Origin of the sequence: Mitsuaria sp. WAJ17 (assembly GCF_014174515.1) — a bacterium.
Lineage (GTDB): Bacteria > Pseudomonadota > Gammaproteobacteria > Burkholderiales > Burkholderiaceae_C > Roseateles_B.
In genome coordinates, this window is the sequence record NZ_JACJUG010000018.1 from 42,423 (window position 1) to 61,736 (window position 19,314).

Below are 19,314 nucleotides of genomic sequence, written 5' to 3' on the forward strand. Positions count from 1 at the left end.
GAAGGGATTGGGCATGAACATCTCAGCCTGGTGCATCCGCAACCCCATACCTGCGGTCCTGCTCTTTATCATGCTCAGCCTGGGGGGGCTGGCCGGCTTCCAGGCGATGAAGATCCAGAACTTCCCGGACATCGACCTGCCCACCATCACCGTGACGGCCCTGCTGCCCGGCGCCGCGCCGGGCCAGCTGGAATCGCAGGTGGCACGCAAGCTGGAGAACCAGATTGCGACGCTGCAGGGCGTCAAGCACATCTACAGCAGCCTCAATGACGGGGTGGCCACGATCACGGCGGAATTCCGCCTGGAGAAGCGCACGCAGGAAGCGCTGGACGACGTGCGCGAGGCGGTCTCGCGCGTGCGCTCGGACCTGCCGGCGGACATGCGCGATCCCATCATCTCCAAGCTGGACCTCAGTGGCACGCCCATCTTGACCTACACCGTCGCCTCGGACCGAAAGGACGAGGAGGCGTTGTCCTGGTTCGTGGATCACGAGGTGGCCAAGCGCATGCTGGCCGTGCGCGGCGTGGGCGCGGTGGGGCGCGTGGGCGGCGTGAGCCGCGAGGTGCGCGTGGAGCTGGACCCGCTGCGCCTGATGGCGCTCAACACCACGGCGGCCGACGTCTCGCGTCAGCTGCGCCTGATCCAGCAGGAAGCTGCCGGCGGCCGCCTGGACCTGGGCGGCGCCGAGCAGTCGGTGCGCACCCTGGCCACGGTGCAGCGCGCCGATGAGCTGGCGGCCATGGAGATCAGCCTGACCGACGGCCGGCGCGCCCGCCTGGACCAACTGGCGCAGGTCTCGGACACCGTGGCCGAGCCCCGCTCGGCCGCCTTCCTGGACGGCAAGCCCGTGGTGGGCTTCGAGATCACCCGGACCAAGGGCGCGGGAGAGGTCGAGGTGGCTCAAGGCGTGCGGGCCGCGGTGGAGGAGTTGCGCGCGGCGCATCCTGAGGTGAGGTTCGATGAATCCTTCAACTTCGTCGATCCTGTCGAGGAGAACTACACCGGCTCCATGTACCTCCTGTGGGAGGGTGCGCTTCTGGCGGTGGTGGTCGTGTGGTTCTTCCTGCGCGACTGGCGCGCCACCCTGGTCGCGGCGACGGCCCTGCCGCTATCGGTGCTGCCCACCTTCGGCCTGATGTACCTGATGGGCTTCACGCTCAATGTGGTGACCCTGCTGTCGCTGTCCCTCGTGGTGGGCGTGCTGGTGGACGACGCCATCGTCGAGATCGAGAACATCATGCGCCACCTGGCCCAGGGCAAGACGCCCTTTGATGCAGCCATGGAGGCGGCGGACGAGATCGGTCTGGCGGTGATCGCCACCACCTTCACGCTGATCGCGGTCTTTCTGCCCACGGCCTTCATGAGCGGCGTGCCGGGCAAGTTCTTCGTCCAGTTCGGGTGGACGGCGGCCATCGCGGTCTTCTTCTCCCTGGTCGTGGCGCGCATGCTGACGCCCATGATGGCGGCCTACATCCTGCGCCCGCCCAGGACGGACCACACCGACCCGGCCTGGCTGAAGCGCTACCTGGGCTGGGCCCGCTGGGCGCTGAAGCACCGCATCGCCACCCTCCTGATCACGGGGCTGTTCACCGTAGGCTCGCTGGGGTTGGCGGGCCTGCTGCCCACCGGTTTTCTGCCGCCCGACGATCTGTCGCAGACCCAGGTCACCCTGACCCTCCCGCCGGGCAGCACGCTCAAGGAGACGCTGGCATTGACCCGGCAGGCCGAGGACCTGGTCAAGGCGCATCCTCAGGTGAGGCTGATCTACACGGCCGTCGGTGGCGGCAGCGCCGGCGCCGATCCCTTCATGGGCAGCGGCATGGCCAGCGTCACCAAGTCCACACTGACCCTCAACCTGACGCCACGCAAGGAGCGGCCCGGCATCAGCAAGCAGCGCATCGAGTCCGAGCTGCGTGAGCGGATGGCGCAGGTGCCCGGGGCTCGCGTCAAGGTGGGCTTTGGCGGCTCGGCCGAGAAGTACATCCTGGTGCTGGCCGGCGAGGACGGCGAGGCCCTGGCCGTCCATGCCGCCAAGGTGGAGCGCGAGCTGCGCAGCCTGCCCGGCATCGGCGCGGTGACCTCCAGCGCCAGCCTGGTCCGCCCCGAGCTTCAGATGAGGCCGGACTTCGCCCGCGCGGCCGACCTGGGTGTCAGCGCCGCGGCCATCGCGGACACCTTGCGCGTCGCGACCCTCGGTGACTACGAGCAGTCCCTGCCCAAGCTGAACCTCGCGCAGCGCCAGGTGCCCATCGTCGTGCGGCTGCCCGATGCCTCGCGTACCGACCTGGACCTGCTTGCCCGGCTGCCCGTGCCGGGCGCCAAAGGTCCGGTGCCCCTGGGCCAGGTGGCGGTGCTGGAGCATGCCAGCGGCCCCTCCGAGATCAACCGCTACGACCGGCAGCGCAACGTCAATTTCGAGATCGAGCTCAACGGCCAGCCGCTCGGCGAGGTCGAGCGCCAGGCCCAGGCCCTGCCCAGCCTCAGGCAGCTGCCTCCCGGCATCAGCCAGGCCGTGATCGGAGATGCCGAGGCCATGGGCGAGCTGTTCCAGAGCTTCGGCCTGGCCATGCTCACGGGCGTGCTGTGCATCTATGTGGTGCTCGTGCTGCTGTTCAAGGATTTCGTGCAGCCGGTGACCATTCTGGCTGCCCTGGTGCTCTCGGTGCCGGGCGCCTTCCTGGCGCTGTTCGTCACGCAGACGGCCCTGTCCATGCCTTCGATGATCGGCCTGATCATGCTCATGGGAATCGCCACCAAGAACTCCATCCTGCTGGTGGACTACGTGGTGCTGGCCCGCCGCGAGCACGGGCTCAGCCGCTACGAGGCCATCCTGGATGCCTGCCGCAAGCGCGCTCGGCCCATCGTGATGACTACCATCGCCATGGGCGCCGGCATGATGCCCATCGCCGTCGGCCTGGGCGTGGATCCCAGCTTCCGTGCACCGATGGCCATCGTCGTGATTGGCGGCCTGATCACTTCCACCTTCTTGAGCCTGCTGGTCATCCCCATCGTCTTCAGCTATGTGGACGACCTCATCGGCTTGCTGAGCCCTGCCCAGCGCCGCGAGCGTCGGGTCGCACAGGGCCGGGTGGAGGCGGCATGAAGCCCCGCGCGCGCCTGGGCCGCTGGCTGCGAGGGGCAGGTCTTGCCCTCACCGCTTTACTGCTGGCTGCCAGCCTGCCGGGATGGCAGGCGCTTGCGTGGACGGCGCAGGTGCCGGCCGAGGGGGTGGGGCAGGCAGCCTCTGTCGTCGCCCCGGCAGCGGCTTCCGCGCCGGTGCTGGCGGGCGATGCTTCGCTTGTCCAGACCCTGGACCTGGACTGGCACGACGAGCGCCGTCAGCGCGCCGTGCCGGTACGCCTGTACTGGCCGGCACAGGCTGCGGTGGGCCAGGCCGTGCCCCTGGTGCTGTTCTCGCATGGCATTGGCGGCTCACGCCGGGGCTACAGCTATCTTGGCGCCTACTGGGCCTCGCAGGGCCTCGCCGCCCTGCATGTGCAGCACGTGGGCTCGGACCGCAGCCTGTGGTCGGGCAATCCGCTGCAGCTGATCGGGCGCCTGCAGGGGGCGGCCCAGGAAGACGAGGCTCTGAACCGCGTGCAGGACGTGCGCTTCGCGCTGGAACAGCTGCTGGCCAGCGCCTACGGCCCCCTGGTGCGCCGCGACGCCATCATCGCCGCCGGCCATTCCTATGGCGCCAACACCACCTTGCTGCTGGCAGGCGCCCAGGTGCAGCGCCAGGGGCAGGTGCTGGATCTGGCCGAGCCACGGCTGCGTGCTGCCATCGTGATCTCTGCCCCGCCCTTCTATGGCGAGGCTGATCCGCAGCGCATCCTGGCGGGCGTGCGCATTCCCACCCTGCATGTCACGGCCACCGAGGATGTGATCCGCATCCCCGGCTACTACTCGCCCGCCAGCGACCGCCTGCAGGTCTTCGAGGCCACCGGTGGGCCGTCCAAGGCCCTGGCTGTCTTCAAGGGCGGCTCGCACAGCATCTTCACCGATCGCAGCGGCACGGGTGGCGTCGAGCTCAACCCGCGGGTCAAGGCCGCCACCTGCGAGCTGACCCTGGCCTTTGTGCACGAGGTGCTGGAGGGCGATGCCCGTGAGCTGCAGGCCTGGCCTCAGCGCCATGCCGCGCTGCTGAACCGCTTCCAGCCGGCCTCGCCCCCTTGAGGGCCTGCCGGCTCAAGCCTCCGGCAGGGCCCGCGACTTGACCACGGCGTAGCGCGCCAGGGTTGCGGCGCGCGCCTCGTCATGGCGCACGACGGGCACCGGGTAGTCTTGACCCAGCACCACGCCCGCCGCCTGCAGGGCCGGCGGCGGCGCCTCCCAAGGGGCATGGCGCAGGGCGGGCGGCAGGGCGGCCAGCTCGGGCACGTAGCGTTCGATGAAGCGGGCCTCGGGGTCGAACTTCTTGCTCTGGCTGACCGGGTTGAAGATGCGGAAATAGGGCTGGGCATCGCAGCCGCTGGAGGCCGCCCACTGCCAGCCGCCGTTGTTGGCCGCGAGGTCGAAGTCCAGCAGCTGCTGAGCGAAATACGCCTCGCCGCGGCGCCAGTCGATGCCCAGGTCCTTCACCAGGAAGCTCGCCGTGACCATGCGCAGGCGGTTGTGCATGTAGCCGGTCCCGTTGAGCTGACGCATGGCGGCGTCAACCAGGGGATAGCCCGTCCGGCCCTCGCACCAGGCGGCGAAGTGCGCCTCGGCCTCGGGGCCCGAAGCCCACTCGATGCGGTCGTACTCGGGCCGGAAGGCCTGCGTCACCACCTGCGGATGGTGGTGCAGGACCTGGTGGTAGAAGTCCCGCCAGATGAGCTCCGACAGCCACACGCCCGCGCCCGCATCGCCCGCCTGCGCCCGCGTCCAGGCCTCGCGCGCGAGGCGGCGGATGGAGATGGTGCCGAAGCGCAGGTGCGCGCTGAGGTAGCTGGGGCCCTTGACGGCGGGGAAGTCTCGCTGCTGGTCGTAGCGGTCCATGCGGCCGAGAAAGTCCTGGAACAAGGCCTCGGCCCGCGCGCTGCCGCCGCTGAGCAGGGGCGGCAGCTCCAGAGGCTCGAAGCCAATGCTGCTCAGATCGGGCACGCCGTGCGCGGGGCAGGGCGCCAGCGCCGCGGCGTAGTGGCTGACCGGGTAGCCGGTGAGGAAGAAGGGCGTGAGCTGCCGCAGCCAGGCGTTCCTGTAGGGCGTGAACACGCCATAGGGCTTGCCCTGGCCGGTCAGCACCTCGCTGCGCTCGAAGACGACGTGGTCCTTGAAGCTCAGGAAGGCGCGGCGGTGGCGGGCCAGGGCCTGGCTCACCTGAGCGTCGCGGGCCAGGGCGGCGGGTTCGTCGTCATGGTTGCAATAGACGGCATCGACGCCCAGCTCGGCAGCCAGGAGCGGGATCTCGTCACACGCGAGGCCATGGCGCACCAGCAGGCCGGCGCCGGGCTGCAGCGTCGCCAGGGCCTGGTCCAGGGCTTGCAGGGACTGCAGAATGAAGGCCACGCGGCGGTCGCGGCGGGGCAGGGCGTCCAGGATCCCGGTGTCCAGCACGAAGGCACAGACCACCTGGCGGCTGTTCTTGAGGGCGTGGAAGAGGGCGGCGTGGTCCTCGGCGCGCAGGTCGCGACGGAACCAGACCAGGGATTTGTCGTGTCGCATGGGCCCGGAGTGTCCGCGATGCGGGGGCGACCGAACAGCCAGCCCTTAAAATGCCCCCATGCCCAAGGACCGCATCGACCTGACCAACCAGTTCCTCATCGCCATGCCCGGCATGGCCGACGATGCCTTTGCCGGCTCCGTGGTCTATATGTGCGAGCACAACGAGAAGGGCGCGCTGGGCCTGGTGATCAACAAGCCCATCTCCCTGACCGTGGGCCATCTCTTCGAGAAGGTCGAGCTGGCCCTGCCGGACGAGGACCTGGCGGCCCGCCCCGTGTTCTACGGCGGTCCGGTGCAGACGGAGCGCGGCTTCGTGCTGCACGAGCGCCTGGACGAGCAGGGGGGGCACTACAACGCCACCCTGGCCATTCCCGGCGGCCTGGAGATGACCACCAGCCGCGACGTGCTGGAGGCCCTGAGCCATGGCGCAGGCCCCCGCAAGCTGCTGGTGACCCTGGGCTACAGCGGCTGGGCCGCCGGGCAGCTGGAGGAGGAGATCGGCCGCAACGGCTGGCTCACCGTGGACGCCACGCCCGAGATCATCTTCGAGACCCCCGTCGAGCAGCGCTATGAGCGCGCCCTGGGCCTGCTTGGCATCGACCCGCGCATGCTGAGCACGGAGGCGGGGCACGCATGAGTGCCGACCGGTTCCCCCCGTCGATAGCAGCCTCCGCGCCCCGGCCTTCCCTTTCCGATCTTCCCCCTCCCGCCTCCTTGCTGGCCTTCGACTTCGGCACCCGCCGCATCGGCGTGGCCAAGGGCCATGCGATGCTGAAGCAGGCAGAGCCCCTGCGGGCCATCACTGCCAGCGGCGAGGCCCGCTTCGAGGCCATCGCCCGCCTGATCAAGGACTGGCAGCCCGACGCTCTCGTGATCGGCGTGCCCTTCCATCCGGACGGCGCCGAGCATGAGATGACCCTGGCAGCGCGGCGCTTCGGGCGCCAGCTCAAGGGCCGGTTCCGATTGCGCGTCTACGAGGTGGACGAGCGCTACACCAGCGTCGAGGCCGAGAGCCTGGGCGCCCGCGATGTGGACTCCACCTCGGCCGCCCTCATTCTTGAACAGTACTTCCGAGAGCATTCATGAGCACCTTACTCCTCGATGCCGAGGCCCTGTACGCCGATCTGCGCCAGGGCGTGCAGCGGCTGCTGGCCAGCCGCCCAGAAGGCGGGATCGCCCTGGTGGGCATCTGGTCCGGCGGCGCCTGGCTGGCCGAGCGCCTGGCCGCGGACCTGGCGCTGGACGCGCATGGCGTGATCTCCAGCTCCCTGCACCGCGACGACTTCGGCTCCAAGGGCATGAGCGTCAGCAGCGACCACACCCGTCTGCCCTTTGAGGTCAATGGCCGCCACATCGTGCTGGTCGATGACGTGCTCTACACCGGCCGCACCGTGCGCGCCGTGATCAACGAGCTCTTCGACTTCGGCCGCCCCGCCAGCGTGCAGCTGGCCGTGCTGGTGGACCGCGGCGGCCGCGAGCTGCCCATCGAGCCGGTCTTCTCGGCGGCCCGCGTCAACCTCGCCCCTGCCCAGCGCCTGCGACTGGCCAAGGAAGAAGGCGGCCGCTTCAGCTTTGATGTCAAAGGAGCCTGAGCCCCATGCTGTCCAAGCGCAATCCCCAGCTGAACACGCACGGCGAGCTGGTGCACCTGCTCTCCATCGAGGGCCTGCCCCAGGCCGTCATCCACCAGATCCTGGACACCGCCGGCACCTTCCTGTCGGTCAATGACCGTGAGGTCAAGAAGGTCCCGCTGCTGCGCGGCAAGTCGGTGTTCAACCTCTTTTTCGAGAACAGCACCCGCACCCGCACCACTTTCGAGATCGCCGCCAAGCGGCTCTCGGCGGACGTGATCAACCTCGACATCGCCCGCAGCTCCACCGCCAAGGGCGAGACCCTGCTCGACACCGTGGCCAATCTTTCGGCCATGCATGCCGACATGTTCGTGGTGCGCCACAGCGAGAGCGGCGCGCCCTACCTGATCGCCCAGCACTGTGCGCCGCACGTGCACGTGGTCAACGCCGGTGACGGCCGGCACGCCCACCCCACGCAGGGCCTGCTGGACATGTACACCATCCGTCACTACAAGAAGGACTTCCGCAACCTGACGGTGGCCATCGTCGGAGACATCGTGCACTCGCGCGTGGCCCGCTCCGACATCCATGCGCTGAGCATCCTCGGGGTGCCCGAGATCCGCGCCGTGGGCCCCAAGACCCTGGTGCCGGGTGACCTGCGCGAGATGGGCGTGCGCGTCTGCCACGACCTGGAGTCCGGCATCAAGGACGCCGACGTCATCATCATGTTGCGCCTGCAGAACGAGCGCATGAACGGCGCCATGCTGCCCAGCACCGGCGAGTTCTTCAAGAGCTTCGGCCTCACGCCCGAGAAGCTGCAGCTGGCCAAGCCCGACGCCATCGTGATGCATCCGGGCCCCATCAACCGCGGCGTGGAGATCGCCTCCGAGGTGGCCGACGGCCAGCAGAGCGTGATCCTGCCCCAGGTCACCTTCGGCATCGCGGTGCGCATGGCCGTGATGAGCATCCTGGCCGGCAACTGAGCGGAGAACAGCAAGTGAAGATCCTGATCAAGAACGGCCGCCTGGTGGATGCGGCCTCGGGCCTGGACCGCCTGGGCGACTTGGCCATAGCCGCCGGCCGCATCGTGGCCCTGGGTGAGGTGCCCGCGGACTTCGACGCGCAGCGCGTGATCGACGCCACGGGCCTGGTCGTCGCCCCCGGCCTGGTGGACCTCTGTGCCCGGCTGCGCGAGCCCGGCCATGAGCATGAAGGCATGCTGGAGACCGAGCTGGCGGCGGCGGCGGCGGGAGGCATCACCAGCCTCGTCTGCCCGCCGGACACCGACCCGGCCCTGGACGAGCCCGGCCTGGTTGAGATGCTCAAGTTCCGCGCCCGCAAGCTGAGCATGTGCCGGCTCTTCCCGCTGGGCGCGCTGACCCGCGGCCTCAAGGGCGAGCAACTGACCGAGATGGCCGAGCTCACCGAGGCCGGCTGCGTGGGCTTCTCCCAGGCCGAGTTCCCTGTGCACAACACCCAGTTCCTGCAGCGCGCCCTGCAGTACGCGGCCACCTATGACTACACCGTGTGGCTGCATCCGCTGGACCCCTGGCTCTCCGGCGGCGTGGCTGCCAGCGGCGCCGTGGCCACGCGATTGGGCTTGTCGGGGCTGCCGGTGACGGCCGAGACCATTGCCCTGCACACCATCTTCGAGCTGATGCGCGCCACCGGTGCGCGCGTGCATCTGTGCCGCCTCTCAAGCAGCGCCGGCGTGGCCCTGCTGCGCGCCGCCAAGCAGGAAGGCCTGCCGGTGACGGCGGACGTGTCCATCAACTCCCTGTGCCTGACCGACGTCGATATCGGCTACTTCAACACCGCCATGCGCCTGACGCCGCCCCTGCGCCAGGGGCGTGACCGCGAGGCCCTGCGCGCCGCGCTGGCCGACGGCACGATCGACGCGCTGGTGTCCGACCACATGCCGGTCAGCGCTGACGAGAAGCACGTGCCCTTCGCCGAGGCCACGCCCGGCGCCACCGGCCTGGAATTGCTGCTGAGCGTGGCGCTCAAGTGGGCCGAGGACGAGGGCCTGCCCCTGGCCCGCGCCCTGGCCGTGGTCAGCAGCGAGCCGGTGCGGGTGCTGGGCAATGCCCTGGGCTCGCTCTCGGCCAGCGCCGGCCGCCTGGTGGAGGGCGGCGTTGCCGACCTGTGCCTCTTCGACGCGGCTGCCCGCTGGGCCGTCGAGCCGGCTCAGCTGCTGAGCCAGGGCACACACACGCCCTTCGCCTTCGAGATCAGCGGCTTCGAGCTGCCCGGCCGCGTGAAGACCACCCTCGTGGCTGGTACCCTGGCCTACGAAGGCCGCTGACGCGCGCTCCATGCGAGGCCTGATCGGGATCTGGCGACTGCTGCGGCTGACGCTGCACGTGCTGCACGGCCTGGCGCTGGTGAAGCTGCGCTTCGGTGCCTACACGCCGCAGCAGCGTCAGGCGCGCGTGGGCTGGTGGTCCGGCAAGATGCTGCGCCTGCTGGGCATCACGCTGGGCAGCCAGGGTCAGGCGCGTCCGGGGGCCAAACTGCTGGTGGCCAACCACGTGTCCTGGCTGGACATCGCGACCGTCCACGCCTTGATGCCCGAGGCTCGCTTCGTCTCCAAGGCCGACGTCAAGCACTGGCCCCTGGTCGGCACCCTGGTGACGGCCGTGGGCACGCTGTACATCGAGCGCGCTTCCAAGCGCGATGCCTTGCGCGTGGTGCACCAGTGTGCCGAGGCCCTGCGCGCGGGCGACACCATCGCCTTCTTCCCCGAGGGCACGACAGGCCCCGGTCCCGAGCTGCTGCCCTTTCATGCCAACCTGCTGCAGGCCGCCATCGTCACCGAGCTGCCGGTCCAGCCCCTGGTGCTGCGCTGGCACGAGCCGGGGCAGCGCTACAGCCGCAGCGCCCAGTTCATCGGCGACACGACGCTGCTGCAAAGCATCTGGCGCGTGGTGACCGCCAGGGGCCTGGCCGTCGAGCTGCAGCTCCTGCCGGCCCATGCCACGGCCCATGCCGACCGCCGCCTGCTGGCCGAGCACCTGCGTGACTTGATCGCTGCCAAGCTCGGCTGAGGCTCAGCGGGGCTACCATCCGGGCATGAGCGCCCAAGCCTCCCAACTCCAGATCCGCCGCGTCGGCATCGACACCTGGCGAGAGAACGTCGCCTACCTGCACCGGGACTGCCCCGTGGTCCGCGCCGCAGGTTTCCAGGCCCTGTCCAAGGTCGAGATCCACGCCAACGGCTGCACCATCCAGGCCGTGCTGAACGTGGTCGATGACGAGCGCATCGTGAGCAGTTGCGAGCTGGGCGTCAGCGAGGAAGCCTTCGCACGGCTGGGCGTGGCCGAGGGGCACCAGGCCAGCATCGCGCACGCCGAGCCGCCGCATTCCATTGCCGCCCTGCACCGCAAGATCAATGGCGACCGCCTGGGCCGCGAGGACCTCCTGGGCATCATCCGCGACATCGCCGAGGCCCGCTATTCCAAGATCGAGCTGGCGGCCTTTGTGGTCGCCACCAACCAGGTCGAGCTGGACCGCGAGGAGGTGCTGCACCTCACCGAGGCCATGATCGCCGTGGGCCGGCGCCTGGACTGGCGTGCCCAGGTGGGCTCGGGGCCGGTGGTGGACAAGCACTGCATCGGCGGCATCCCCGGCAACCGCACCTCGATGCTGGTGGTGCCCATCGTCGCGGCGCACGGCATGCTGTGCCCCAAGACCAGCTCGCGCGCCATCACCTCGCCCGCCGGCACGGCCGACACCATGGAGGTGCTGGCCAATGTGGAGCTGCCCTTCGACCGCATGGTCAGCATCGTGCGGGACACCCACGCCTGCCTGGCCTGGGGCGGCACGGCCGACCTCTCGCCGGCGGACGACATCCTCATCAGCGTCGAGCGGCCCCTGTCCATCGACTCCCCCGGGCAGATGGTCGCGTCCATCCTGTCCAAGAAGATTGCCGCCGGCTCCACGCACCTGGTGCTGGACATCCCGGTCGGCGACAGCGCCAAGGTGCGCTCCATGGCCGAGGCGCACCGGCTCAAGAAGCTCTTCGAGTTCGTCGCCAGCCATCTCCGCCTGGAGCTGGACGTGGTGATCAGCGACGGTCGCCAGCCCATCGGCCGCGGCATCGGCCCGGTGCTGGAGGCGCGCGACGTGATGCAGGTGCTGCGAGGCGACCCTGACGCGCCGCATGACCTGCGCCAGAAGGCCCTGCGCCTGGCCGGCCGCATGATCGAGTTCGACCCCGATGTTCGCGGCGGCCAGGGCTACCAGATCGCCCGCGACATCCTCGAGTCCGGCCGAGCCCTGGCCCAGATGGAGGCCATCATCGACGCCCAGGGCCGCCGTGCTGAACCACCGCCGCTGGGGGCACTCAGCACAGCGGTCCTGGCCCCGCAGGACGGCGTTGTGCTGGCCCTGGACAACCTGCGCATCGCCCGCATCGCCCGGCTGGCCGGCGCGCCCCAGGTGCCCGGCGCGGGCCTGGACCTGCTGAAGAAGCTGGGCGAGCCGGTGAAGGCCGGCGAGCCGCTCTACCGCATCCACGCCCAGTACCCCACCGACCTCCAGTTCGCCCGCGAGCTGGCCGACCGCGACAGCGGCTACCGCCTGGGCAGCACGGCACACTGGGCCGAGCTCTCGCATGCCTCGGGCTTCTTCTCCATCTGACGATTCGCTCCCCATGGCTCAAGACCTGACCCTCCTGCTGGCCTTCGAGGACGAAGCTCTCCTGGCCCGCGAACTGGCGGAGGCCCTGGGCCTGCGCCTGGACTTCATCCGCCGCCACCGCTTCCCTGACGGCGAGCTGCGCCTGGTCCTGCCCAAGCCCCTGCCGGAGGCCGTCATCCTGCTGCGCGGCCTGCAGCAGCCCAACGAGAAAATGGTGGAGCTGCTGATCGCTGCGCCCGCCGCGCGCGAGCTGGGGGCCAGGCATGTGGTCCTGGTCACGCCCTACCTGGCCTATATGCGCCAGGACATCGAGTTCACCCCTGGCGAGGCCGTCAGCCAGCGCCATGTGGCCCGCTGGCTGGCCCAGCTCTTCGACCGCGTGATCACGCTGGACCCGCACCTGCACCGCATCGCCAGCCTGGACGAGGTGATGCCGCCCGGCGTGGGCATCGCCCTGTCCGTGGCGCCGGTGCTGGGGGCCTGGATCGCCCGACACGTGCCGGGCGCCCTGCTGATCGGGCCGGACGAGGAATCAGGCCAGTGGGTCAAGGAAGCCGCCCTGGCCGGCGGCCTGGACCATGCCGTGGGCCGCAAGCTGCGCGAGGGCGACCACCAGGTCCGCCTGGCCCTCCCCGAGGTCGAGGTGAAGGGCAGGGCGGTCGTGCTGCTGGACGACATGGCCTCCACGGGCCGCACCCTGATCGGCTCGGCCGAGCAGTTGCTGGCCCGTGGCGCGGCTTCGGTGGACGTGGCGGTGACGCATGCGCTGTTCAATGGTGATGCCCTGCCCCTGCTGAAGGCCGCGGGCGTTCGCCATGTGTGGAGCAGCAACGCGGTGCCGCACGAGAGCAACGCGGTGAGCATCGTCCCCCTGCTGGTCGATGCCATCCGCGCACTCGGCTGAGCGCCGACGGGCCTGAAGGGCTGGCTCAGCGCCTGAGCCAGGGGCGGGCCCAGGCCAGTCCTTCGCGGGTGCCGGCGGCAGGCCGGTATTCGCAGCCGACACGGCCTGCGTAGCCCCAGTCGTCCAGAGCCTGCAGAAGGGTTTCGACACGCAGTTCGCCGCGGTCGGGCTCGTGGCGGTCAGGGGCGCCGGCGATCTGCACGTGGCCGAGGCGGCCGCGCTCCCAGGCCAGGCGCAGCTTGTTGAGCACCTCGCCTTCGCTGCGCTGGCAGTGGTAGGCATCGAACTGCAGCAGCACACGGGCGTCGCCCAGCAGGTCCAGCAGGGCATGGGCCTGGGTCTGGCTGCTCAGGAAGTAGCCCGGCATGTCAAGCGGGTTGATGGGCTCGACGCACAGGCGCATGGGGTCGTCGCCCAGTTGCTCGGCGGCCCAGCGCAGCTGCTCCAGCCAGCAGTCCTGGGCGGCCTCGGGCGTGATCGCCTCGCCCGGCACGCCTGCCATCACATGAAGGCGCTGCGTGCCCGTGGCACCGGCGTAGTCCAGGGCCTGCAGCAGGCCGGTGCGGAACTCCTCGCGCCGTTCGGGCAGGCAGGCCAGGCCACGGTCGCCGGCGGCCCAGTCGCCTGCCGGCGCGTTGAAGAGGGCGAGCTGCAGGCCCAGCGTCTGCAGGTGCACTGCCAGCTGCGCGGCGGGCTCGGCATAAGGAAAAAGGATCTCGCAGGTCTCGAAGCCATCGGCACGGGCGGCAGTCCAGCGTGCGCTGGCGGGCAACTCCTGGTAGAGGAAGCTCAGGTTGGCGGCGAGGATGGGCATGGGCAGACTCCGGAGGGCGACCCGATTTTCATCGGATGTTCATCTGGATCGGCCGGCTGTGTCGGGCCCGGCGCCGCTACAGTGCGGCCATGTTCCGAGCCAAGCTGCTTCTGGCCCTCTCGCTCCTGGGCCTTCTGGCCCTGACAGAGGGCGGCGTCGCCTTGTGGGCCCAGCGTTCCGCCGTGCAGCAGGTGCAGCGCGGGCGCCTGACCAGCGACATCCTCAAGGGCTATATCGAGCTCTCTGCCAATAAGCAGCGCCTGCGCAGCTGGGCGGCCCAGCGCCTGCTGGCAGACTCGGCGACCGACACCCTGCGAGACAGCCTGCTGCAGGACATGCAGGCCGGCCTGGCTCAGTTGCATGCGCTGGCCGGGCAACTGGACCTGCTGGAGGCCGCTCTGCAGGAGCCGGGGCGCCGCGAGATCCGCCAACGCTCGCTGGACGTGCTGGAGCGCCACCTGCTTGAGCTGGGCCGTGCGCTGAAGGGCCTGGCCGCACTGCCGCCGGGGACGGACGCGACCCAGGCCTCGCAGCGCCTGCGCAGCCTGTTCGACGAGTCCCAGGGGCAGGACTTGCGTCGGCTGCTCAATGCCGAGATGGAAGCCGAACGCCTGGCCACCTCGCAGTCCCGCCAGGCGGCGGACCAGGCCTTGCGCGCCATCGACCGCGGCGTGACCTGGCTCAGCGCCGGTGCCCTGATGCTGACCCTGGCGCTGCTGGCCTACTTCGCCTGGGCCCTGCGCCAGCCGCTGGATGCGCTGATGCGCGGCGCACGGGCTCTGCGCGAGGGCGACCTGGGGCACCGTATCCCCGCCAAGGGGCGCGATGAGTTCGGCGAGCTGGCGCGCAGCTTCAACCAGATGGCCGGCGAGCTGCAGCAGCATCGCGCCCAGGAACAGGCGGACCGCGCGCTGCTGGAGGACATGGTGCAGGCGCGCACCGCGGAGCTGCGCCAGGCCCTGGACACCCTGCAGGCGCTGGATGCCCGGCGCCGCCGCTTCTTCGCCGAGCTGAGCCACGAGCTGCGCACACCGGCCACGGCCATTCGCGGCGAGGCGGAGGTCGCGTTGCGCGGCGGCGAGCGCCCGGCGCAGGACTATCGCGAGGCGCTGCAGCGCATCGTGGACACCGTGGGGCAGTTCTCCCATGTGCTTGGGGACTTGAGCCAGCTGGCGCGCAGCGAGGTGGAGGCGCTGGCCATGCGCGAGGACTTGCTGGCCTGGCCGCCCCTGCTGGCGCGCAGCTGCGAGCAGGCCGCCGTGCTGGCTCGCGCGGCCCAGCTGCGTTTTGACTGGCAGCTGAGGCCGTCCAGCGACGCGGCGCGCCTGCGCGGGGACGCTCAGCGCCTGAGCCAGGCCCTGGCCATCGTACTGGACAACGCGCGACGCTACAGCCGGCCAGGCGGTGCCATTCGGCTGCAGGCGGTGGAGGAGGGCGGGCAACTGCGCATCGACCTGCTGGACGAGGGTATCGGCGTGGCCGAGCAGGATCTGCCCCAGGTCTTCGATCGCCTCTTCCGTGGCGAAGCGGCGCGGGCTCATCGCCCGGACGGCCTGGGCCTGGGCCTGGCCATCGCGCGCGACATCGTGCAGGCCCACGGCGGCGATATCGCGCTGAGCAACCGGGAGACGCCGGGCTGCCACCTGCGCCTGAACCTGCCCCTGGTGACGGGAGGAGTCGAGGCATGAAGCTGCTGCTGGTGGAGGACGACGCCCGCGTCGCGGACTTCCTGCTGCGCGGACTGGGCGCCGAGGGCTATGCCGTGAGCCTGGCCCGCGACGGGCTGGAGGCCCTGGCCCTGGCGCGCGCCGGGGACTGGGGGCTCATGGTGCTGGACGTGATGCTGCCCCAGCTCAACGGCCTGGACCTGCTGCAGACCTTGCGTAGCGAGGGCTGGCCGGTGCCGGTGCTGATGCTGACGGCCATGGGCTCGCTGGAGGACAAGGTCACCGGCCTGCGTCTGGGGGCAGACGACTACCTCACCAAACCCTTTGCCTTCGATGAGCTGCTGGCGCGGCTGGAAGCCCTGGGGCGCCGCTCGCGCGAGACGCGCAGCCGTCCCGCCCTGCTGCAGGTCGCCGATCTGCAACTGGACCGCGAGCGCATGCGCGTGACGCGCGCCGGGACGCCCGTCAGCCTCACGGCCAAGGAGATGGCCTTTCTGGAGCTGCTGATGAGCGCGCCGGGCCGCGTCTTCAGCCGCGAACGCATCCTGGCCAATGTCTGGGGCGCCTACGAGGACCCGCTGACCAATGTGGTCGATGTCTATGTGCGCCGCCTGCGCCAGAAGCTGGGCGAGGGGCAGGGTCAGGTCTTGATACGCACCGTGCGCGGCGTGGGCTACAAGATCGACAGCGAGGGCTGAGCCGGCTCGGCCCCTGCGTTCATCCATTGTTCATCTGTGTCTCATGTGCCGTTCACCGTGCGGGGCCGCCGCGGTTCATGTACTGATCGCAGACTGAAGCCCTGCGTCGGCCGAGGGGGCCGGCGCCATTCCCATCGGAGGAGGCCTTCATGCCCGTCATCCATCGTTCGGCCCTGGCCCTGAGCCTGTGCTTGCTGCCCGCGCTGAGCCAGGCTCAGACCGAGACTGCGTCCTGCGCCAAGTCTGACTCGGCCCAGATCTCCGCGCTCTTCGACCGCTGGAACCGTTCGCTCGCGACCCTGGATCCGGACCAGGTCGTCGCCAACTACGCCCAGGATGCCGTGCTGCTGCCCACCGTCTCGAACAAGCCGCGGACCAATCACGCCGAGATCCGGGACTACTTCGTGCACTTCCTGGAGAAGAAGCCGCAGGGGCGCATCGACCGCCGCGTGCTCAAGATCGGCTGCAACGTTGCGCAGGACGTCGGCCTCTACACCTTCCGCTTCAAGGACGGCAGCGAGGTGAGCGCCCGCTACAGCTATGTCTACGAGTACCGTGACGGGCAATGGCTGATCGCCCATCATCATTCCTCGGCCATGCCCGAGAAGCGCTGATCCAACACAAAAGCCAGGCAGGCGCAAAACAAAAGGCGAGCAACTTGCTCGCCTTTTTCATTGGCCGTCACGGGGCCGGGTCTTGACGTCCCGGGCCTGTTGGGTCAGGCCTTGCCCTGGCTGGCCACGGCGGCCGCGGCCCGGGCGGCGGCCTCGGCGTCACCGAGGTAGTAGCTCTTGATGGGCTTGAGATCGGCGTCCAGCTCATAGACCAGCGGGATGCCGTTGGGGATGTTCACGCCCACGATGGCGTCGTCCGCAATGTTGTCCAGGTACTTCACCAGGGCGCGGATGCTGTTGCCGTGTGCCGCAATCACCACACGCTTGCCGGCCTTGATGGCGGGTGCGATGCTGTCATTCCAGACGGGCAGCACGCGGGCGACCGTGTCCTTCAGGCATTCGGTGAGGGGCACTTCCTCGGGCTTCAGGCGGGCATAGCGCACGTCGCTGCGCTCGCTGCGGGGGTCCTGGGCCTCCAGCGGCGGCGGCGGGGTGTCGTAGCTGCGGCGCCAGACCAGCACCTGCTCGTCGCCGTACTGCTTGGCCATGTCGGCCTTGTTGAGACCCTGCAGGGCGCCGTAGTGGCGCTCATTGAGGCGCCAGCTGTGGACAACAGGCAACCAAGTTCGCTCCATTTGATCCAGGCAATGCCAAAGCGTCCAAACTGCACGCTTGAGCATGGATGTGTAAGCCACATCGAAGTCCAGCCCGGCATCCTTGATGAGTCGACCGGCCAGCTTGGCCTGTTCCACGCCCGTGGCGGTCAGGTCGACGTCGGTCCAACCGGTGAAGCGATTTTCCAGGTTCCAGGTGGATTCACCATGGCGGATGAGAACGAGCTTGTACATGGGCAATTCGGTTCGGTGAAAGGGCGGCTGGCTGCAGAACAGCCGGCGCCGGGCCGGTGCGGCAAGTCGCCGCGCGGCCCGGATTCTATCGAGCCAGTTCCGGGTCGGGACTTTCCTAAAGATCGCGGCTGGCTTGCCGAAAGCAAAGGATCCCCCTGACGCGGCCGTCCCTTGCTGGACAGGCCGCTTTTAGTTTCAACACAAGAAGGAGACCTTGATGATGGCTCTGAAAACACGCCGACTGGCCCCGCTGGCCCTGGCCGCCCTGGCCGCCACGGCGCAGGCGCAGGACAACTCCATGTTCAGCTTCTCGGGCTTTGCCACGCTGGGCCTGGTGGGCACCAACACGAATGATGCCCAGTACGCCACCTTCGGCCAGCTCCGCGGCGCTGACAAGACCTGGAGTGGCGAGGTCGACAGCAAGCTGGGCCTGCAGGGCACGGCCAAGTTCTCCCCCATGTTCTCCGCCACGGTACAGCTGCTGAGCAAGCAGAACGGCGACGGCAACTTCAACCCGGCCCTGGAATGGGCCTTCGTGAAGGCGCAGCTGAACCCAGGGCTGTCGGTGCGCCTGGGGCGCATGGGCGGCCCCTTCTTCGCCGTCTCCGACTTCCGCGACGTGGGCTATGCCAACACCTGGATCCGCCCCCCGCTGGATGTCTACAGCCAGGTGCCCTTCAGCAGCTTCGACGGTGCCGACCTGAACTTCCAGACCGGCACGGCGCTGGGGACCTGGAGCGCCCAGGTCTTTGGCGGCCAGAGCACGACCGTGATCGCAGGCACCAAGGTGGACCTCAAGAAGGCCACGGGCTTCAACACCACGCTGGAGATGGACAACGGTCTGAGCCTGCGCTTCGGCCATGTGGCGGGCAAGCTGACGGCCCACACGACCACGCTGGCCGCCCTGGTGGCCACCATCCGCCAGACGCCGTTCACCACGACGGCCGACGAGCTGGACCCCACGGACAAGAAGGCCTCCTTCACCGGCCTGGGCCTGAACTGGGACAACGGCAGCTGGCTGGTGGCCGCCGAGTACACGCAGCGTCGCACCGATTCCTACGCATCCGACACCAACGCCTGGTTCCTCACGGTGGGGCATCGCATCGACAAGTTCACGCCCTACGTGACGCTCTCGCAGATCAAGAACGTGGACAGCAACATCACCAACACCATCCAGCCCCTGACGCCGGGCCTGGCCCAGCTGAAGGCCGCCGTGGACGGCTTCGTGGCCACCCAGGTGCGCACGCAGAAAACCTGGGCCCTGGGCGTGCGCTGGGACTTCATGCGCAACACCGCGCTGAAGGCCCAGTTTGACCGGATCAAGCCGACCGGGCCGGGCTTCTTCATCAACACGCAGCCCGGCTTCGGCACGGGCAACTCGGTCAACGTCTACAGCATCGCTGTGGACACCGTGTTCTGAGGAGGCCGACCATGCGCATGCAACAAGTCCTGATCGCGCTGGCCCTGGCCGGCGCCAGCGTGGCGGCCCAGGCCCAGGTGGCCGTGGTGGTGAACCCCAAGAGCGCGGCGGCCAGCATGACGGCCGAGCAGGTGGCCAACATCTTCCTGGGCAAGAGCAACGCCCTGCCCAGCGGTGCGGCGGCGGCACCCGTGGACCAGCCCGAAGCTGCGGCCATCCGCGACACCTTCTACACCAAGGTCACGGGCAAGAACAGCGCCCAGGTCAAGGCGGCCTGGTCGCGCCTGGTCTTTTCCGGCAAGGCCACGCCCCCCAAGGAAGTGGCCAGTTCGGCCGAAGTGAAGAAGTTCGTGGCAGGCAACCCGGATGCCATCGGCTACATCGAGAAGTCTGCCGTGGATGGCAGCGTCAAGGTCGTGCTGACCGTGGATTGAGTCCGTGAAGACAGCCGGGCGGGGCGCGCGCCGCCCCGCCCGCTGACCAAGGAGTTG

Annotated in this window: 18 protein-coding genes; 15 read left to right on the forward strand and 3 right to left on the reverse strand. The window is 69.4% G+C overall.

The window, feature by feature from the left end:
* Nucleotides 1-13: 13 nt before the first annotated feature.
* Both H5407_RS15325 and H5407_RS15330 read left to right on the forward strand, forming a co-directional pair.
* Complete coding sequence (locus H5407_RS15325; protein ID WP_183105336.1) at nt 14-3,103, forward strand: efflux RND transporter permease subunit; 3,090 nt, start codon at nt 14-16, stop codon at nt 3,101-3,103.
* Nucleotides 3,100-4,176 (forward strand): acetylhydrolase, encoded by a 1,077-nt coding sequence (locus H5407_RS15330; RefSeq protein ID WP_183105337.1) that lies wholly within the window; start codon nt 3,100-3,102, stop codon nt 4,174-4,176. The genes H5407_RS15325 and H5407_RS15330 overlap by 4 nt, the downstream gene beginning before the upstream one ends.
* Before the next feature lie 12 nt (nt 4,177-4,188).
* Here the strand turns inward: H5407_RS15330 and H5407_RS15335 are convergent, their stop codons facing one another.
* Nucleotides 4,189-5,646 carry a deoxyribodipyrimidine photo-lyase gene (locus tag H5407_RS15335; protein ID WP_183105338.1) on the reverse strand — a complete coding sequence of 486 codons (1,458 nt, stop codon included), beginning with the start codon at nt 5,644-5,646 and terminating at the stop codon, nt 4,189-4,191.
* Between the two features lie 58 nt (nt 5,647-5,704).
* Between H5407_RS15335 and H5407_RS15340 the strand changes: the two genes are divergently transcribed.
* From H5407_RS15340 to H5407_RS15375, 8 genes are read left to right on the forward strand one after another with little or no spacing between them, the layout of a single operon-like run.
* Nucleotides 5,705-6,283 carry a YqgE/AlgH family protein gene (locus H5407_RS15340; RefSeq protein ID WP_183105339.1) on the forward strand — a complete coding sequence of 193 codons (579 nt, stop codon included), beginning with the start codon at nt 5,705-5,707 and terminating at the stop codon, nt 6,281-6,283.
* Entirely contained in the window at nt 6,280-6,732 is a 453-nt protein-coding gene (gene ruvX, locus H5407_RS15345) for a Holliday junction resolvase RuvX (RefSeq protein WP_183105340.1), read from the forward strand. The genes H5407_RS15340 and ruvX overlap by 4 nt, the downstream gene beginning before the upstream one ends.
* The gene (gene pyrR, locus H5407_RS15350) at nt 6,729-7,238 is read left to right on the forward strand and encodes a bifunctional pyr operon transcriptional regulator/uracil phosphoribosyltransferase PyrR (protein ID WP_183105341.1); all 510 of its coding nucleotides are present in this window, start codon (nt 6,729-6,731) and stop codon (nt 7,236-7,238) included. The genes ruvX and pyrR overlap by 4 nt, the downstream gene beginning before the upstream one ends.
* Before the next feature lie 5 nt (nt 7,239-7,243).
* Nucleotides 7,244-8,200, forward strand: a complete 957-nt coding sequence (locus H5407_RS15355; protein ID WP_183105342.1) for an aspartate carbamoyltransferase catalytic subunit — start codon at nt 7,244-7,246, stop codon at nt 8,198-8,200.
* 14 nt (nt 8,201-8,214) lie between these two features.
* Entirely contained in the window at nt 8,215-9,522 is a 1,308-nt protein-coding gene (locus H5407_RS15360) for a dihydroorotase (protein ID WP_183105343.1), read from the forward strand.
* Between the two features lie 10 nt (nt 9,523-9,532).
* On the forward strand, nt 9,533-10,264 hold the full coding sequence (locus tag H5407_RS15365) for a 1-acyl-sn-glycerol-3-phosphate acyltransferase (protein WP_183105344.1): 732 nt from the start codon (nt 9,533-9,535) through the stop codon (nt 10,262-10,264).
* 25 nt (nt 10,265-10,289) lie between these two features.
* Nucleotides 10,290-11,858: a thymidine phosphorylase family protein gene (locus H5407_RS15370; protein WP_183105345.1), complete on the forward strand. Its 1,569-nt coding sequence runs from the start codon at nt 10,290-10,292 to the stop codon at nt 11,856-11,858.
* Between the two features lie 13 nt (nt 11,859-11,871).
* A complete protein-coding gene (locus tag H5407_RS15375) occupies nt 11,872-12,762 on the forward strand; it encodes a ribose-phosphate diphosphokinase (RefSeq protein WP_183105346.1) in 891 nt (296 codons plus the stop codon).
* 25 nt (nt 12,763-12,787) lie between these two features.
* Here the strand turns inward: H5407_RS15375 and H5407_RS15380 are convergent, their stop codons facing one another.
* Nucleotides 12,788-13,576, reverse strand: a complete 789-nt coding sequence (locus H5407_RS15380; protein ID WP_183105347.1) for a hydroxypyruvate isomerase family protein — start codon at nt 13,574-13,576, stop codon at nt 12,788-12,790.
* Between the two features lie 35 nt (nt 13,577-13,611).
* On the opposite strand from H5407_RS15380, the gene H5407_RS15385 reads away from it, so the two are divergent.
* The 3 genes from H5407_RS15385 (at nt 13,612) to H5407_RS15395 (ending at nt 16,555) form a co-directional block, all read left to right on the forward strand.
* Nucleotides 13,612-15,264, forward strand: a complete 1,653-nt coding sequence (locus tag H5407_RS15385; RefSeq protein WP_183105348.1) for an ATP-binding protein — start codon at nt 13,612-13,614, stop codon at nt 15,262-15,264.
* A complete protein-coding gene (locus tag H5407_RS15390; protein ID WP_183105349.1) occupies nt 15,261-15,941 on the forward strand; it encodes a response regulator transcription factor in 681 nt (226 codons plus the stop codon). Before H5407_RS15385 ends, H5407_RS15390 begins: the two co-directional genes overlap by 4 nt.
* 149 nt (nt 15,942-16,090) lie before the next feature.
* Nucleotides 16,091-16,555, forward strand: coding sequence for an SgcJ/EcaC family oxidoreductase (locus H5407_RS15395; RefSeq protein ID WP_183105350.1), 465 nt, complete (start codon nt 16,091-16,093; stop codon nt 16,553-16,555).
* Between the two features lie 104 nt (nt 16,556-16,659).
* Here the strand turns inward: H5407_RS15395 and gpmA are convergent, their stop codons facing one another.
* Nucleotides 16,660-17,403, reverse strand: coding sequence for a 2,3-diphosphoglycerate-dependent phosphoglycerate mutase (gpmA, locus tag H5407_RS15400; RefSeq protein ID WP_183105351.1), 744 nt, complete (start codon nt 17,401-17,403; stop codon nt 16,660-16,662).
* Nucleotides 17,404-17,620: 217 nt separating this feature from the next.
* On the opposite strand from gpmA, the gene H5407_RS15405 reads away from it, so the two are divergent.
* Both H5407_RS15405 and H5407_RS15410 read left to right on the forward strand, forming a co-directional pair.
* Nucleotides 17,621-18,823, forward strand: coding sequence for a hypothetical protein (locus H5407_RS15405; protein ID WP_183105352.1), 1,203 nt, complete (start codon nt 17,621-17,623; stop codon nt 18,821-18,823).
* Between the two features lie 11 nt (nt 18,824-18,834).
* Nucleotides 18,835-19,257: a hypothetical protein gene (locus H5407_RS15410; RefSeq protein WP_310737656.1), complete on the forward strand. Its 423-nt coding sequence runs from the start codon at nt 18,835-18,837 to the stop codon at nt 19,255-19,257.
* The last annotated feature ends 57 nt before the right edge of the window (nt 19,258-19,314 follow it).